We start from the raw sequence: 15,967 nt of genomic DNA, 5'->3' as shown, positions 1-15,967 counted from the left end.
GTCATTGCGGCGTCGCCGCCACCCGCTATAATCGCGCGACATTCCGACTGCATTGAGCAGGCCGACGGTGGCGCGCCGTTCGACGCGCCGCACGCCCTTCTCGACAACAACAATGACGAACCAAACCCTCCGACGCCTTCGCCCGTTCGTGCGCGCCGCCGCGCGCGTGCTCGCGTGCGCCCCGCTCCTCGGCGCGCCACTGGCGCTGCATGCGGCCGACGCCGCCGGCACGACCGCTGCCGTGCCCACGTCCGGGCGCTACATCGTCGTCGACACCGGCCACACGCCCGCGCATCCGGGCTCCACCGGCGCCAGCGGCCGCGTCGAATACCTGTACAACCTCGACCTGTCCGGCGCGGTCGCCGACACACTCGCCGCACACGGCGATCGCGTGCTGCGCACGTCGGCGGACGGCCGCGAGATCGCGCTCGATCGGCGCTCGACGCAAGCGCCCGACGCGAACCTGTTCGTATCGATCCATCACGACTCGATGCAGCAACAGTTCATCGACGCGGGCCGGCAGCGCGAATTCCGCGGCTTCTCGGTGTTCGTGTCGGCGCGCAACCCGCACTATGCGGAAAGCCTGCGTTGCGCGAAGGCGATCGCCGAGCGGCTGGTCGCGGCCGGCGAACGGCCGTCGCTCTATCACGCGCAGCCGATCAAGGGCGAGAACCGCCCGCTGATCGACCCGCCACTCGGCATCCATCGCTTCGACGATCTCGTCGTGCTGCGCACCGCGCCGATTCCCGCCGTGCTCGTCGAGGCGGGCGTGATCGTCAATCCGGACGAAGAAGCGCGGCTCGCGCGACGCGAGACGATCCAGCGCCTGTCCGCCGCGATCGCGGGCGGCATCGACGCGTGTACGACGCCCGGATAAACGACGGTATCGCCCGCCCGGTTCACCGGTTTTCACCCCAGTCAGGAGACTCACCATGAAGAAAAAGAATCTGCTCGCGTCCTGCGCGTTGCTCGCCCTTGCCGTTCCGTTCGCCGCGCATGCGGCCGGCTGCGGGAAGCCGCGCAGCGCGTTCGACCAGGTGTATTGCACGAGCACGCAGTTCTCGCAGTCCGACCGCGATCTCAACGACGAGTACGGCCGGCTACGCAAGCAACTGAGCGGCGACCAGCAGGCGGCGCTGAAGTCCGGGCAACTCGCGTGGCTGAAACAACGCGATGCGCAGTGCAGCGAGACGCGCGGCAGCAGCTACCTCGTCGATATCCAGTGCGCGAACGACATGACGCAGGCGCGGCTGTCGTTCCTGCGCGAGCGTGAGCGCGAATGCTCGAGCACCGGGTGCGTGACGTCGAAGCTCGGGGAGTAAGGGCGCGACGCATGCGATGCCGCGACGCGTTTTGCGGCATTGCACCCCGAAAGGAATCACACGAGGGCGCTTGACGTCGAACACGACGACGATCGCCCCCTTCCCTGATCGACTTTTCCGACGCGCGCGGCAATCACAGAAACCACCGATACTCCCGCGCGCCGATCTCGTTGCGGAAATCCAGCTCCTCCTGACGTTTGTTCTCGCAATACACCATCACGAACTCGCTGCCGAGCCCTTTGCGCACGGCCGGATGGTCCCGCATCGCGGCGACCGCCGACAGCATCTCCTTCGGAAAATCGATGCCGCTGCCGCGATCGTCGTTGAGCGGCGCGATCGGCTCGAGCCGTGCATCGAGCCCGTGCTCCATCCCGCTCAGGATCGCCGCCAGCACCAGGTACGGGTTCGCATCCGCGCTCGCGAGCCGGTGCTCGATCCGCAGGTTGCGTGTGTCCGACGCCGGAATCCGGATGCACGCGTCGCGATCCTCGAAGCCCCAGCTCGCGCGGCTCGCCGCGTTCACCATCGACCCGTAGCGGCGAAACGCGTTGTGATTCGGCGCGAACACCGGCATGCAATGCGGCAGCAGCGCGAGGCAGCCGGCCACCGCGTGCCGCAACGGCCGCTGCCCGTCTGCCGCAAGCACGTTGCGTCCCGCATCGTCATACAGGCTCACGTGCACGTGCATCCCGCTGCCCGGCGCATGCAGATACGGCTTGCCCATGAAGCTCGCGCGATAGCCATGCCGCAACGCGACGCCGCGGGTACTGCGGCAGAACAGCGCCGACCAGTCTGCTGCGCGCAGCGCGTCGTCGGTATGCCCGAAATTGATCTCGAACTGGCCGGGCCCGAGCTCGGCGGTGATCACCGTCGCATCGACACCCTGGTCGCACGCGGCGTCGACCATCTCGTGCAACACCTCGGAGAAGCGCGACAGGCGCTCGATATGCATGTTCGGTCGATCGTCGCGGTCGTCGCTGAGACGATCGCGCGGATACTGCGGCATGCCTTCCACAAGCTGCGCGGCGAACAGGTAGAACTCGAGCTCGAATGCGACGACCGGCCGGATGCCGCGCGCCGCGAACCGCCGCAGCACGCGCGCGAGCACCTCGCGCGGCTCGAATTCGATCGGCGAATCGGTACCGTCGGAGCTGATCAGCATCTGCGCGAGCGGCTGCCGCTCCCACCGCACAGGCTTCAGCGTGCCGGGGATCAGGCGGCGCGGCGCGTCGGGATCGCCGTCGTTGAAACAGTAATCGCCGATCTTGTAGAGGCCACCCTGCGTGCCGAGCAGCACGCAGTTCTGCGGCAGCTTCAGCAGCGAGCCGGACGCGACTTTCTCGAGCGCGTCGATCGGATAGCGCTTGCCGTAGAAATGCCCGGGCAGGTCGAGGCAGATCAGGTCGACATAACGGATCTCGGGGTGCGCCTGCCGGAATGCGCGGACTTCACCGACCAGCGCGGGAACGACGTCAGTCATGTCTCATCCTTTCCATGTCTTGTAGGGCGGTGCCGCAACGCGGCGAACCGGATTCATGCGGCGCACGGCGCAACGCATGCCGCATGTCGATCAGTACTGCAAACAGGCCGTGTGGCGCGACGGACTGCGGAGGCGCCCGCCCCGCCGACCATTCAGCTCAGGTAAATACCCAGATCACGCGCGTCGGCGCGTCGGTCAGGTTCGCATACCGGAAGCGCTTGTGCGCGGGAAGCTGGAATGCATCGTTCGGGCCGAGCGTGACGGGCGTGTCGTCGCCGTCGATCCAGATCGTCAGCGCTCCTTCGAGCACGAAGCCGCCCTGCTCGTCGCTGTCGTCGACCGGCCGCTCGCCGCTGCTCGCCCCCGGCGCGAGATGGCTTTCGAGGATCGAGAAGCGCGAACGCATGTTCGGCGACACGAGAATGTCGGTAATGCCGGCTGCGTAATGCACGGTGCGGCGTTCGTCGGGCCGCGTGACCCACGGCACGCTGCGCGGCTTGCTCAGGCTGTAAAAATACGTGGTCGGCACGCCGAGCACCTCGCCGATCGCGGTGAGATCCGCGACCGTCGGACGCGACAGCCCGCGCTCGACCTGCGACAGAAAGCCGACCGAGCGGCCGATCCGTTCGGCGAGATCGCTCAGCGTGACCTTGCGATGCTTGCGCAGGTCGCGGATCAGGATCGCCAGACTTTCTATCTCTTCCTGTTCGTTCATGAAGGATTCCGATGCAATCAAACGGTATCGCGCAGGCGGTACCAGACCTTGCCGATCGCCTCCAGCGGCGCGGCCAGCCGGTCGCCGCCGGGAAAGCGCGGGTTGCGAATGCGCTGATACTGCGCGAGCAGATGCGCGTCGCCGAGCACGGCATCGGCCACCGCGCGCGCGCCGGCGAGCGTCGGCAGCACGCCATGCCCCGAAAAGCCCTGCAGCCAGAAGCGCTGCCCGTGGCGGCCGATGTCCGGCGTGCGGCGCATGCTGATGTCGATGTGACCGCCCCACGCGTAGTCGAGCGGCACGCCGGCCAGTTGCGGGAACACGCGTTCGAGGCGCGGGCGCGTCGCCGCCGGGATATCGGCCGGAATGCCGCCGAGATACGTGCAGCCGCCGCCGAACAGCAGCCGGTTGTCGGGGCTCAGGCGGAAATAGTCGGGCACGAACTGGTTGTCGATCACGCAACTGTTGCGCGGCAATAGCGCCCGCGCGACGTCGGGTGCGAGCGGCGCGGTTGCGACCTGGTACGTGCCGACCGGCAGCAGCCGGCGCGCAAGGTCGCGATCGAGCCGGTCGACGTATGCGTTACACGCGAGCACCAGCACGTCCGCGCGCACTTCGCCGCGCGCCGTGCGGGCGACGTGGCCGCCGGCCGTCTCGCGACAGTCGAGCACGCGGCTCTGTTCGAAGATGCGGCCGCCCGCGCGCTCGATCGTTCGCGCGAGGCCGAGTGCGAGCTTGAGCGGATTCAGGTGGCCGGCCTCCGGATCGTGAAGCGCCGCGAGATAGCGCGTGCCGCCGATCCATTCGGGCATCTCGTCACGGCCTATCATGCGCAACCGGTCGTAGCCCCAGCGCTCGGCGGCCTCGTCGCGCGCCTGCGCCAGCATCGCGACGCGCCGCGGCCGCACCGCGGCCCACAGGCTGCCGGGCCGGTAGTCGATGTCGAAACCGTGTCGCGCCGGCAGTTCGCGCACTTCGGCCGCCGCCCAGCGCATGCTGTCCCAGAGCAACCGGGCGCCGTCGCGGCCGAGCGCATCCTCGAGCGGCCGCATGTCGCACGACCAGCCGAGCAGCGCCTGTCCGCCGTTGCGGCCCGACGCGGCCCACGCGACGCGGCTCGCTTCGAGCATGACGACGCGCCTGCCGGCGAGCGCGAGCCGCAGCGCCGTATGCAGCCCGCTGAAGCCCGCGCCGACGACCAGCACGTCGGCGTCGACACGTTCGTCCAGCGCCGGCCGATGCGGGATCGGCGCCGGGTAGGTACCGGCGTAGTAGCTTGCGACGTGACGGTCGGACTGCACGAACATGCGAGCCTCCGTGAAAATATTGCTGCGACATTTCATGAAAAACTAGCACGACAATTTCACGGAAGCAACGCCAAGAAATTCCAACAAAATAAATTGCGAAGGCCACTAACCCGTCGCGCGTTCCGTTAACCGCTTCGTTGTTTCGCCGAGAGGCCATGGCCAAACCGATACTCGATGACGAATCGTGGTCACTCACCCAACCGCTGTTGTCACCACCGAAGCGGCGTCCGACGCGATACCCCGGACGCAAGCGTCTCGACGATCGCGGCGTCGCCCTCCATTCATACAGTGGGATCGGGTCGAAAGCAGGACCCAATCCCACTGCGTATCCGGTTCGAACGCCTCGCCACCATACATGAGGCGTTCATGAAAATCGCCGTCTGAATCATCTGCTGGAGGCACGTTCAAAAATCGTTCTGTTAGCGTTCCTTAGCGGATGGGATCGCCAACCGGAGCAACGAAACATTCGCTGCGGTCAAGGCTTCGCACGCACTTCCTTGTGAGCATTTTTGAGAATCCACAGTTTCTACACCTATATATTTTCACCACGCGTTCGATAACAAGGCGGGTTCGCCGTCCCCGGCATACGCGCGCAAGCGAAAACGTTTGCCGCCGCCGCGTGAGAGTTTCGTCTCCGCGTGGCCAACATTACGGACGTAACGATACGAACATGAGCGACACGAAACATCGACTTGAAGCGAGTGCTGGCCTTTCCCGTCGCACGTTCCTCTACAGCCTCGGCGCACTCGCGCTTTCGGCGTGCGGCAGCGGCCCGGATACGAGCGAGGCGGCCGCCGCCGGCCGCGCGACAGGCACGGCAGACGCAGCGGCGGGCAATCGCGCGCTTGCGCGCGTCGCGACCGGCACCGACGCCGTCATGACGAGCCAGGCCTTCGTAACCGCCACCAACCGAATATTTTTACGCCCAGGATGTGGGCCGACGTCAATCGAAAGAACATTCCTATATTTTTCAGAAACGAAAGATGCCATCTAGCCCGGCGTTATTCCGCTTTCGAATGTTCGATTTTGTTCGATATCGCATTACCTCCGAGCGAAGTCACGCTCCTTAAATATTTATCATTTAAAAATCGCATGCCACGAATCCGAATGGCGGATACTTTACCAAGACCTATCCAAATCGTCCAACATAAAAAGACATGACATTTTGCATTTCATATGCATCAATTCCAGACGAAGCAAATTACCGAACCATCGGCCATGACATTTTTTGAGGATCGAATGTTAAATACCACATATATTTCAGGTTTGATTCTGCTTGTTTCTTCTATTTTGCAGGGATGCTCCGGCGGCGACGCCTTGCCGTCAAAGCCGGCTCAGAACTCAACAGATCAAAGCTTGAATCAGCAAAATGTCGCGCAAAATCTGCACTCTACGCCTCCGCCTCCGCCTCCGGGCAACACGGTACTCGTAGCCAGCGGGTCGATGCCTCAACAGAAAGTCCGAAATCTGGGATCGGGGACGGGGTTCGTTGCGTCGGCACTGTCTGAGAAACTCCCGCCGGGAACGGCCGGTGACTACGATGTTCTGGTCGTTTCCAGCGACCAGACTGCAAATCCGGGCGTAATGAAGGAAATTGTCGACGGCCTGGGAAATGGCAAAGAGATAGTCATCGATTCCGCCGGTAGCGGAAAGCCCGGGGGCGCGACCGTCAATTCCGCCGTAGAACAAATTGTCGGCCCGGGAACCGCGGTTGCCGGCGACGCAGTCCGAATTCAACGAGGCCCGAACGGCGACGGCTATCTGATCACCCCGATATTCAACACCGGCGGCGGAAATACCAACGGAGGCCCCGACCAGAAGGTTTCAGGCATCGATGCGACACAAAACAACGTCGCGAATATTTTTCAAACCAATGATGGGGGTAACAAGTGAAGTCGAAATCGCTTTTCAATTCCGCGATTGCGGGCGTCGTTTGCCTGTTTCAGGTCGGCCATGCCGTTGCCGGGACGACGTGCCTGCTCGATAGCCAAACCAACCAGGCAAATCTGGTGGGAAACAGCTCGTCCTGGTCGATTCCTATTCAGCAAGCAACCAATACGTGGCAAGACTGGATATGGAGAGGTGATACCTTCCTGTGCAATGGCGTCCGCAATGTAGCTGCCCCGTGTACGTATACATGGACGAAAACCCGTTCCAATGGATACACCGTCAGCGGCAGTGCCAGTTTGAATCCGGAAAGTATTCCGATCGTGGGAGGCATCTTGAATCTGCTTCACGTTGACGCCTCGTATGGGCGCACCGTGACTAATACGGAATCGACTGGCTGGAGTCAACAGGTTCCGGCGGGGAAATATGCCACGTTCGTCGAGGTTGTCGTGCGTCGCTGGAAGCAAGGCGTGTTTCAAGGGGCGTATCAAATCACAAGCAAGCGATGCACGATCGACGAAATTGGGGATGGGCATTTCGCGTGGGGGCATGTGTATTCCTGGAATGGATCGGCCAGATACGGAAACTGGACGGCGAACCAGGCGGTCAATGGTTCCAATTCCGCGTACGGCATGGTCTGGATTCACTGACTTTGTTGCAAGGGTCGTCCGTGATACGCCAAGCCTCAACCGAGGAACGGCTTCAATTCCCGGAAGGAGAGCCGGTTTTTCGTTAACACCCAAGACAGGTCATCACGGCGGCCCGAAATTCGCTCTTTTCGGGCACTTTGGCGCCTCCTGACCGGGCTCGATATTGTCTAGTCATCCTGATTATTCCGCGCTGAAGCTGCGCGGCGCGCGGATGATCGTCACCGGCACGGCCGACGCCGAGCCCGGCTTCGCGCTCGAAGGCCTCGGCTACCGGCCAATCGAACGCGTGTACGGCACGCAGCCGTGAGCGCGGCGCAAGATATTCAGCCCGGCGAGAACGTCGTCGTCAGCAAGAACGTGCGCCCGGGCAGCACGGGGATGAAGTTCGGGTAAAGCGCGGCGCCGTAAAGCTTCCGGTCGAACACGTTCTTCACGCCAAGCTGCACGGCCCACCTCTGCGCGCGGTAGAACACCATCGCATCGACGCGCGCATCGCCGGGCACGACGTAGCCGGGTGCGCCTGTCGCCCGCTGCGAGCGGAAAAACACGCCGCTGCCGACGCCCCAGCCGCGCCACGCCGGCGCCTGCAGCGCGTAGGTCATCCACAGACTGCCGGCGCGCGCCGGCGTGCCCGGCGCCCGGACCTGCGTACCACGCGGGTCGACCGCCACGCCCGAATCGGACACCGTCAGCGAGCCAATCACGTCCAGTCCCGTCAGAACCTTCCCGGCCAAGTCGAACTCGACGCCGCGGTTGTGCTCGCCCGGCACGCGTGCGTAAAAGCCCGGATGCGTCGGATCGCCGATGATCTTGCCATCGTCGCGCAGCTGGTACGCGGCGGCGGTCGCGGTCAGCGCATCGCCGAAGAGCGTGAACTTGATGCCGGTCTCGATCTGCTCGGTGCGGGTGGCCTGCAGGGTCTTGCCGTCCCACGACACGGTGTCGAGCGACGGCCGAAAACCGCGCATCCAGTTTGCATAGATGCTGACCGACGGCGTGATCGCATAGCTGGCGGCGACGCTCGGCGACCAAACCGAATTGCGCACCAACGGCGAGCTTAGCGATTTGTCCAGCAGCGCGTTCGTGTGCCGCAGCGATGCGAGCAGCGTCACCCGATCGGCGATCAGCGCCTGGAGCTGCACGTAACCGCTCAATTGCCGCATCGCCGAATCGGATTCGCGCGCGAGCGGACCGGACGGAATCGACGGCAGCGGATGCGGCGCATACAGGTTCTGGACGGCGGACGCGTACGGTGCGATGTCGGCCGTCGACGACAGCCGCCAGTGCTCGACGCCCGCGAGCATGGTGCCGGACACACCGCCCGCGCGGAACGTGCGCAGCAGTTCCACCGCCACATCCGATTCATGCCGCCGCTCGACAGAATGCAGGCCGTAGAGTGCGATGTCGCCGGAGCCGTCCAGCAGCGCGTAGGGCACGTGCCAATGCGACACGGTTTCGTATTTCAGCCAGATCGCGCGCACGCGCGCCTGCCCGCCGTCGCCGAACGCACGCTCGGCGTTCAGCGACGCGCGCAGCGAATCGGTGCCCATGTGGTCGTCGCGCGCGCCGGCGGGCTCGAGCGACGTTTGCGGTAACGGATTGCCGTCGTCGCCGCCGACCGAATACGGCAGGACCGGCATGCGCTGCCGGTAATGCTCGAGACGCAGCGTCACATCGGTGTCGGCGTCCCGGTAGCGCACCGACGGCGCGACGAAAAAGCCGCGCTGCCCATCGTAGCCGCCATAGCTGCGTCCGTTCAGGTTGCCGCTCGCTACGAACCGGTAGCCGACCTGCGCGTCGCTCGACACGTCACTCATGTCGAGCATGCTCTCGCGCCGCCCGCGCGACGACAGCGTCGTCTGCAGCGTCGCATGGCGCGCGAACTGCGGCCGCTTCGTGACCAGGTTGACGATGCCGCCGTTTGGCGCACCTCCGACGAGCGCCGTCGCCGGGCCCTTGACGACCTCGATGCGTTCGATGCCCGCGAGCGGCGGGTAATCGGCGGATTCGACGACGCTCCCGTCGACGAGCAGCGCCTGCGCGGTATAGCCGCGTATCCCGATGCCGTAGTTCGCGTTGTTTTCGTCGAACACCGACGTCGCGCCGCTGACGTTCGCGATCGCGTCCGCGACCGATTCCGCCTGCTGGCTCGTCAGCACGGCATGGCTCACGACGCCGACCGACTGCGGCGTGTCGACGAGCGGCAGGTCGAGCCGAGCCGCGGCCGACGAGCGCGTCTCGGCGAAGCCGCCGTCCGTGCCAACCCGAGCGCGCATGCGAATGGGCGGCAACATGATGGTCGCCGCGCCGGCATCCGGTGTACGGGTGCGCTGCAGCGTCCACGTGCCGCCCGCGACGCTGGCCGGTTCGAGCGGCGTGCCCGCCAGCGCGCAGGCGAGCGCGTCGCGCGCGGTCATCGTGCCATCGACCGGCCCGGCCCAGCGGCCGGCCGTCAGTGCGCTGTCGAACGACAGCACGACGTGCGCCTGCCGCGCAACCTCGAGCAACACGGCATCGAGCGCGCCGCCCGGTACGTGAAAGGTGACGACGCCCTCGTCGGCGCAGGCGGCGGCCGTCGCCGCGCCCCACCAGACGCCCGCCAGCATCGCTCGTCCGACGACGTCGTTTATTTCGAATCGACTAAACACACTAAACATGCTTACTTCTCTGTCAGGTCGGAGCGCGAGCATACAGGGTCCGCGTGAACGTCAAAAAAAGCGGTGGCCGGCATGCATTCACGGCAATAGGATGTGTAGCATCACGAAGAACAGCGGCGGTGCACCGCAGAGCGATTGCGAAACCGTGTCGGATTCGCAGCCTGCGACACGCAGGCTCCGGCCCTCGGGCACGCACGCCTGGGGGACGCTCCCGCTCGACGCGATACGCCCGTGGACGGGCTGTACGGGCCGGCCGATAACCCGACACGCGCAGCGATGCGGCCGCCGCGCGACCGTCACGGCAACGTCGCCACACCGCAGCGAATTCGTCTTGCGCGAATCGCGGGTAAAAATGCGCACCGGCATCGAGGTTGAGTGCTCGTATATTCTTTGCTAGCCTGCGTGCAAGGCGCTCCTGGCCGCTCCAACCGTTCGATGCAACATGGAATTCAGCATGACGACGCTTGCCGCTGTCCCACCCGTCGAAGCAATCTTCCGCAACGACTACCCTTGGCTGCTTGGCCGTCTGCGCTACAAGCTCGGCTGTGCGTTTACGGCTGAAGACATCGCTTCCGAAACGTTCGTGCAACTGATCGCGCAAGCCGGCGCATCGTCCGTGCGGGAGCCGCGCGCGTTGCTGACGACAATCGCCCACCGCCTCGTCTACGACTTCTGGCGCCGCCGCGACCTCGAGCGCGCGTACCTCGCCGTGCTCGCCGCACGCCCGGAAAGCGTCGCGCCGTCCGAGGAGGAGCGCGCGCTTGTCGTCGAAACGCTGCATGCGATCGACCGGATGCTGGCCGGGCTGTCCGCGAAGGCGCGCAACGCGTTCATCTACAGCCAGTTCCACGGGCTCACGCATGCCGAAATCGCCGACCGGCTCGGCGTATCGAAGCGCACCGTGCGCGACTATCTCGCGCAGGCGCTGCGCGCGTGCTATCTCGCGTCTTTGCAGTGAATCTGGCCGATCAACCGAAAGTGGTCGACGCGATCGACCCGCGCGTACTCGACGATGCGATCCGCTGGATGGTGCTGCTGCGCTCGGGCGATGCGACCGGGCGCGACCGCGCGCGCTTCGACGCGTGGCTGCGCGCCGATCCCGCACACGCGCGCGCGGTCGCGCGGCTCGACGCATCGCTCGGCGCGCTGACGCCGCCGGCAACGCACGGCCTCGCGCCGAGCGCGCTCGGCGATGCGCTACTGGCCGTACCCGCACGCCGGCGCGTCGTGCGCGGCGTGCTGTCGTTCGGCGCGCTCGTCGCCGGCGCGGGCGCGCTCGCCGATCGCTTCTCCCCCATCGCCGAGTGGTCGGCCGACCTGCAGACGAACACCGGCGAGCAGCGCACCGCGACGCTTGCCGACGGCTCGTCGCTGATGCTCGCCGCGCGCAGCGCGGTCGACCTCGACTACCGGGCGGACGAGCGCGGCGTGCGATTGCGCGCGGGCGCGCTGCTCGTGCGCGCGGCGGCGAACACGCGCCCGTTCGTGGTCCGGCATGCCGAGCGCATGGTGCGCGCGCGCGCCGGCAGGTTCGCGGTTCGCGTGGACGGCCCGTGGCTGCACGTCGCCGCGCTCGATGCGCCGGTCGGAATCGCGGTGCCGGGTGGCGCGACGCTGTCGCTGCGGCCCGGACTCACCGCGCGCGCCGGCGCCGACCTCATCGAGCCACTCGCCGCCAACGCGACGGACGAAGCCGCATGGACCGGCGGCCAGCTGGTCATACACACCGAGCCGCTCGGCGCGGTGATTGCGCGGCTGCGTCCGTACTACCCCGGCGTGATCCGCGTGACCGACGCCGCCGCCGCGCTGCCCGTCACCGGCGTGTTCCGACTCGACGATCCGCCGCGCACCCTCGCCGCGCTCGCCGCGACGCTACCGCTGGAGGTCCGGCGCTATGCGGGATGCGTTGTGCTCGTTTCGCTCGCGTCGCAAGCCTGACGCGCACCGGGAGCGCGGCGCGATTGCCCGGGTGATCGCCCGATTGCCCGTGGTAACCCATCCAACGCCAGACAGCAAAAATTTTTTGCGGAAGGCACGTCACTTTTCGTCACTCGTCGCACAAGCAATCTGAAACACCGCGAAGTCGCGACACCGCAGGCGAACGGCAAAACCGTCCCGTGCGTGCAGGCACGGCCCGTCCCGGCGAACTGCCGGGCGCCGCCGCGCGACGACGGGCGCGGACGCCGATATTCCGTTTCGATTTGAAGAGGTCACTTTGGACTATGCCCTCCTGACCCGCGACCTGCGTCTGGCCGACCGCATCGCGGACAGCCTCGGGCGCGGCGCGCACTGCGGCGAGCGCCGCGGCGACCGGTTCGCCGACGAGCTGACGATGCTGCGCGCATTGCGCCACCGGCCGTACGACCTGATCGTGTTCGACGCGCGCTGCGTCAGTGCTACCCACAATCCGGTGCTGTCGTGGCGCGCGTGCCACGCGGACAGCCGCGCGCCGGTCGTGGTGGTCGGCTCGTTCGACGGGCCCGCCGAGATGTTCCTCTGGTACGACCTCGGCGCGGCCGACGTGTTGACGCTGCCGTTCGATCCCAACGAGCTGTACGTACGCGCGACGCTCGCCCGGCGCGGGCAGGCCCGCGCCGCCTCGGCCCCGGCCCGCTTGTCGGTCGGTCCGTATGCGCTCGATCGCGATACGGGCACGGTCAAGCTGCACGGCGGCGCGATCGCGCTGACGTCGCGCGAGTTCGCGATGGCCTGGCTGTTCTTCTCGAACCCCGGCACCTGCTTCAATCGCGGCCAGGTCGCAAAATCGATCTGGGGCAACTACCGCGACTGCGCGGACCGGACGATCGAGCAACACATCTACAAGCTGCGCAAGAAGCTCTCGCTCGGCATTGCGAACGACGTCGCGCTGCGCACCGTGTATGGCTTTGGCTACAAGCTCGAAGTCGGGTCGTGCAGCGACGCGCATGAGCCGGAATTCGCGACGCCGACAGCAGCCGGCCCGCACCCGGCCGCGTGAGGTAGGCTGTCGAACGCGTGCGCGGCGGCAGGTTCGTCGCGCATCGTGTCCGGCCGCCCGCCGTCACCGCGAACCGGTGGCGGCGGCCGCTGCCCGCAGGCGCGACCGGTCCGCGACGCGCCGCGCAGCGCAGCGCAGCGCAGCGCAGCGCAGCGCAGCGAAGAACGCGATGCCTTGGTCTATCGCGCACACATAGCCGACGCGGGGCGCGAGCCGGTTGTCCGTAGGCGGCGAAAACGGACCGGCCGAAAACGCGACGGTCTGGCCGGGCTTCACCCGACAGCGGATGAACCTCCAGACCGGCCGCCCCGACTCATCGACCATCGCGGGTTCGTCGGCGAAGCTCAGCGTGCCGTCCGGCGTGATCCGCTACGCGTTGATTCGCAGCCCGCCGCATGTCGAGCCCGGCGCGGTTGCCGTGCCGGCCGGCGCGCATTTCGGCAGATCGCCCTCGAAGGACACGCCCGCGCGCTGGTTCAGCGTGTTTTCCACTTCGCTCGGACCGGACAACCGTATCGTCGGCCCTTGTGGGCGGAAAGGCATGGCGCGTCCGCGGCCCCTCGCCGCGCAGTCGCCCGGCGACTCGCTTGACAGCTCACCACGAAAGTCAACATTCTCGATGAGTGTTTTTGAAATCGTCTCTTAGCAAAAATCCAACTATCCATATCAATTCAGTTAGCCGCATATCTAAAAATTTTTCAATTTTTTGTGCATATTTGGTGCTTTTTAAGCGATTTTCATCCACATAATCCGGACATCGGTGGTCCATCGATATTCGGATGACCAGGAATTCCGCCGCGATTACGACAGCACTTGATGCCTTCCATGAGATTTTTTGAGGATTCCGGCGTGATTCACCTTATATATTTTCGTCCTGTGTTCGTTAACCCGACGAACTCGCCGTTCTCCGCATACGCTCGCAAGCGCAAACGTTTGCCGTCGTTGCGCGAGTCGCTTATCGCTGCATGAATCAAGTTATGGACGACAGAACGATACGAACATGACCGACACGAAACATCGACTCGAAACGAATGCCGACCTCTTCCGACGCACGTTTCTTCACAGTCTCGGTGCGATCGACAGGTTCCGCCTCCATCACGACGCGCCGCCCGCCGATCAGGCCGTGGTGCTTGCCTGCGGGATCTGATGCGTCCTCGCAACGGCTCACTCGCCATCCGGACGTCACGCTCACGTCGGAATGGGGCGATTCCGCTTCCTCTCGAAATGCGCGTCCCGTGCCCTCTACACACGCTGTCCGCCTGCGCTGCGCCGTGATTTCCACTCCGAATCCGCATGCTCATCAATCACACACCCTGGTTCGTCCTGCATCGCCCGCGTCCCCGGGCAACGCACCGGCTGTTCTGCTTCCCGTATGCCGGCGGCGGATCGCTGCTGTACCGGAGCTGGGCGTTTGACCTGCCAGACTGGCTCGAAGTCGTCGCCATCGAACCACCGGGGCGCCAAACCCGCTTTGCGGAAGCGGCGCTCACGTCGCTCGACACAATGTGCACCGCGCTTGCGACGGCGGCGGCCGGCCTGCTCGACAAGCCGTTTGGCACGTTCGGCTACAGCTTGGGCAGCGTCGTCAGCATCGAATGGACAAGGGAACTCGTTCGGCGCGGCCTTCCCACCCCTTCGCACGCATTCAGCGCCGCACACCGCGCGCCGCACGTGGCGCCAAGCGGGCCGCCGGCCCATCGGCTATCCGATCCGGAACTGATCGAGTGGCTGAAAGCGATGGGCGGAACGCCGGCTGCCTTGCTGTCGGAGCCCGAATGGCTAGGGCACTTCCTGACGTCGCTGCGTGCCGATCTCGCACTCGCCGACGGGTACCGGGTGGATACGCCATTCGTGTTGCCGTGCGGGCTGACGGTGTTCGGTGGTCTGCGCGATCCCCATGTCGCGAGCGATGCATTGGCCGAGTGGGCCCGCTACAGCGGGGGGCCATTCGCGCTGCACCGGTTCGACGGCGGGCACTTCTTTCTCCAGGCGTGGGAACAGGAGATTCGGAACCGCGTCGTCGCCGCGCTGACCGACCCTACGTAGCAGTCCCGTCAAATCGGCACCAGCATGCCGCGGGGAAATCTGCCGGCCAGTGTACGCCCGGTGCCGCGCACCGGTCGCACCTGCCGGCATTTGCGGCATTGCATGCCGACATCGGGATTGAAAAGGAGAACGACCTCGATCGACACGATCAGTATGAGTTGAAAGTCCATAACGATGAATAAGCAAGCGCTATCGGTCAGCGGGAGACACACCTTCAGTAACACGGGCCGAATTTATTCAAATTTCATCGGGTATCGAACCATGACGACTCAATGGCATGAAATTTACTTGGGCATAGAGAATGCGAAGACCATGTCCGATCTTGCCGATACAGCCTCGCGCGCTGTATCGAGGATCGGCTTTTCCAACTGGCTTTTCGAAGTCAAATCCACATGCTCCGGCAACGACTCGGAATTCTTTTCCGACCGCGGGCAATACGAAAGCTGGATCAAGTATTACAAGGATGCGGATTTCCTTCCGGGTGGCAGTCCCGTCTATGCCGCACTCCGAACCAAAGGCCTGGCAGAATGGAGCGACGGCGCACGCTTCGTTCTTACCCAGTGCAGCTGGATCGGTGCCGATTTACCCGCCCTGTTTTCGGTCGGACGAGAAATCACACCTGTAAGAGTCGAGGAAAAGGCGACGAATGCCCCGTACATCGCGTGGCTCGCCGGCGCGATCCATGCGAAGTTCATCGCGCTGTCGGCGCCGACGCCGAAAACGGGCGACGTGTGCAGTCTTACGGACCGCGAACGGGAACTGCTGCGGTGGACCGCGCTCGGCAAGACAGCCGGCGAAGTCGCGTCTATCGTCGGGCTCACGACACGCACCGTCTATTTCCACCTGAAAAACGCGATGCTCAAGATGAATGCGACCAATACGCTGCAAGCGGTCGTGAAGGCGATGGTACTCGGCCTGATCTGAGG

Annotated in this window: 18 protein-coding genes and 1 pseudogene; 14 read left to right on the top strand and 5 right to left on the bottom strand. The window is 65.1% G+C overall.

The genetic code is table 11. The features are described from left to right. Window positions 1–112 precede the first annotated feature (112 nt). Window positions 113–877, top strand: a complete 765-nt coding sequence (locus C5F75_RS19365; RefSeq protein ID WP_104012616.1) for an N-acetylmuramoyl-L-alanine amidase family protein — start codon at window positions 113–115, stop codon at window positions 875–877. Between the two features lie 55 nt (window positions 878–932). Continuing rightward, window positions 933–1,322, top strand: a complete 390-nt coding sequence (locus tag C5F75_RS19360) for a lysozyme inhibitor LprI family protein (protein WP_059584645.1) — start codon at window positions 933–935, stop codon at window positions 1,320–1,322. A gap of 133 nt (window positions 1,323–1,455) precedes the next feature. Here C5F75_RS19360 and C5F75_RS19355 read toward each other — a convergent pair whose 3' ends face one another. The 3 genes from C5F75_RS19355 to C5F75_RS19345 form a co-directional block, all read right to left on the bottom strand. Next, on the bottom strand, window positions 1,456–2,802 hold the full coding sequence (locus C5F75_RS19355; RefSeq protein ID WP_059584643.1) for a glutamine synthetase family protein: 1,347 nt from the start codon (window positions 2,800–2,802) through the stop codon (window positions 1,456–1,458). A 157-nt stretch (window positions 2,803–2,959) separates the two neighbouring features. After that, window positions 2,960–3,517, bottom strand: coding sequence for a helix-turn-helix domain-containing protein (locus tag C5F75_RS19350; protein WP_059584641.1), 558 nt, complete (start codon window positions 3,515–3,517; stop codon window positions 2,960–2,962). Between the two features lie 17 nt (window positions 3,518–3,534). Further along, window positions 3,535–4,824, bottom strand: coding sequence for an NAD(P)/FAD-dependent oxidoreductase (locus C5F75_RS19345; protein ID WP_059584639.1), 1,290 nt, complete (start codon window positions 4,822–4,824; stop codon window positions 3,535–3,537). 155 nt (window positions 4,825–4,979) lie between these two features. Between C5F75_RS19345 and C5F75_RS37660 the strand changes: the two are divergent. The 5 genes and pseudogenes from C5F75_RS37660 to C5F75_RS36825 form a co-directional block, all read left to right on the top strand. Next, a pseudogene (locus C5F75_RS37660) lies at window positions 4,980–5,096 on the top strand (IS5/IS1182 family transposase); the annotation flags it as partial. A 398-nt stretch (window positions 5,097–5,494) separates the two neighbouring features. Beyond that, entirely contained in the window at window positions 5,495–5,818 is a 324-nt protein-coding gene (locus tag C5F75_RS36420) for a hypothetical protein (RefSeq protein ID WP_124657755.1), read from the top strand. 182 nt (window positions 5,819–6,000) lie between these two features. Continuing rightward, the gene (locus C5F75_RS36415) at window positions 6,001–6,717 is read left to right on the top strand and encodes a hypothetical protein (RefSeq protein ID WP_146075218.1); all 717 of its coding nucleotides are present in this window, start codon (window positions 6,001–6,003) and stop codon (window positions 6,715–6,717) included. Then, entirely contained in the window at window positions 6,714–7,361 is a 648-nt protein-coding gene (locus C5F75_RS36410; RefSeq protein WP_124859842.1) for a hypothetical protein, read from the top strand. Before C5F75_RS36415 ends, C5F75_RS36410 begins: the two co-directional genes overlap by 4 nt. Window positions 7,362–7,524: 163 nt before the next feature. Then, on the top strand, window positions 7,525–7,668 hold the full coding sequence (locus C5F75_RS36825; protein WP_180278250.1) for a hypothetical protein: 144 nt from the start codon (window positions 7,525–7,527) through the stop codon (window positions 7,666–7,668). A gap of 16 nt (window positions 7,669–7,684) precedes the next feature. Here C5F75_RS36825 and C5F75_RS19335 read toward each other — a convergent pair whose 3' ends face one another. Continuing rightward, window positions 7,685–9,967: a TonB-dependent siderophore receptor gene (locus C5F75_RS19335; RefSeq protein ID WP_181035445.1), complete on the bottom strand. Its 2,283-nt coding sequence runs from the start codon at window positions 9,965–9,967 to the stop codon at window positions 7,685–7,687. Window positions 9,968–10,472: 505 nt separating this feature from the next. Here C5F75_RS19335 and C5F75_RS19330 point away from each other — a divergent pair. The 3 genes from C5F75_RS19330 (at window position 10,473) to C5F75_RS19320 (ending at window position 12,995) form a co-directional block, all read left to right on the top strand. Further along, window positions 10,473–10,976 carry a sigma-70 family RNA polymerase sigma factor gene (locus C5F75_RS19330; protein WP_099317930.1) on the top strand — a complete coding sequence of 168 codons (504 nt, stop codon included), beginning with the start codon at window positions 10,473–10,475 and terminating at the stop codon, window positions 10,974–10,976. Beyond that, the gene (locus C5F75_RS19325) at window positions 10,973–11,956 is read left to right on the top strand and encodes a FecR family protein (RefSeq protein ID WP_099317700.1); all 984 of its coding nucleotides are present in this window, start codon (window positions 10,973–10,975) and stop codon (window positions 11,954–11,956) included. The genes C5F75_RS19330 and C5F75_RS19325 overlap by 4 nt, the downstream gene beginning before the upstream one ends. A gap of 277 nt (window positions 11,957–12,233) precedes the next feature. Beyond that, window positions 12,234–12,995, top strand: a complete 762-nt coding sequence (locus C5F75_RS19320) for a response regulator transcription factor (protein WP_104012614.1) — start codon at window positions 12,234–12,236, stop codon at window positions 12,993–12,995. Between the two features lie 63 nt (window positions 12,996–13,058). Here the strand turns inward: C5F75_RS19320 and C5F75_RS37655 are convergent, their stop codons facing one another. Next, the gene (locus C5F75_RS37655; RefSeq protein ID WP_104012613.1) at window positions 13,059–13,319 is read right to left on the bottom strand and encodes a hypothetical protein; all 261 of its coding nucleotides are present in this window, start codon (window positions 13,317–13,319) and stop codon (window positions 13,059–13,061) included. Here C5F75_RS37655 and C5F75_RS36405 point away from each other — a divergent pair. The 4 genes from C5F75_RS36405 (at window position 13,282) to C5F75_RS19305 (ending at window position 15,965) form a co-directional block, all read left to right on the top strand. Beyond that, window positions 13,282–13,641, top strand: a complete 360-nt coding sequence (locus tag C5F75_RS36405) for a hypothetical protein (protein WP_146075217.1) — start codon at window positions 13,282–13,284, stop codon at window positions 13,639–13,641. The genes C5F75_RS37655 and C5F75_RS36405 overlap by 38 nt on opposite strands. Before the next feature lie 354 nt (window positions 13,642–13,995). Then, window positions 13,996–14,142, top strand: coding sequence for a hypothetical protein (locus tag C5F75_RS36820; RefSeq protein WP_155634556.1), 147 nt, complete (start codon window positions 13,996–13,998; stop codon window positions 14,140–14,142). A gap of 146 nt (window positions 14,143–14,288) precedes the next feature. Continuing rightward, the gene (locus tag C5F75_RS19310; protein ID WP_104012612.1) at window positions 14,289–15,041 is read left to right on the top strand and encodes a thioesterase II family protein; all 753 of its coding nucleotides are present in this window, start codon (window positions 14,289–14,291) and stop codon (window positions 15,039–15,041) included. A gap of 261 nt (window positions 15,042–15,302) precedes the next feature. Continuing rightward, window positions 15,303–15,965, top strand: a complete 663-nt coding sequence (locus tag C5F75_RS19305) for a helix-turn-helix transcriptional regulator (RefSeq protein ID WP_081059157.1) — start codon at window positions 15,303–15,305, stop codon at window positions 15,963–15,965. Window positions 15,966–15,967 lie beyond the last annotated feature (2 nt).

Source organism: Burkholderia anthinoferrum (assembly GCF_002925705.1).
Lineage (GTDB): Bacteria > Pseudomonadota > Gammaproteobacteria > Burkholderiales > Burkholderiaceae > Burkholderia > Burkholderia semiarida.
The sequence above is the reverse complement of the archived record's forward strand: the minus strand, read 5'-3'. Positions and strand labels throughout refer to the sequence as shown.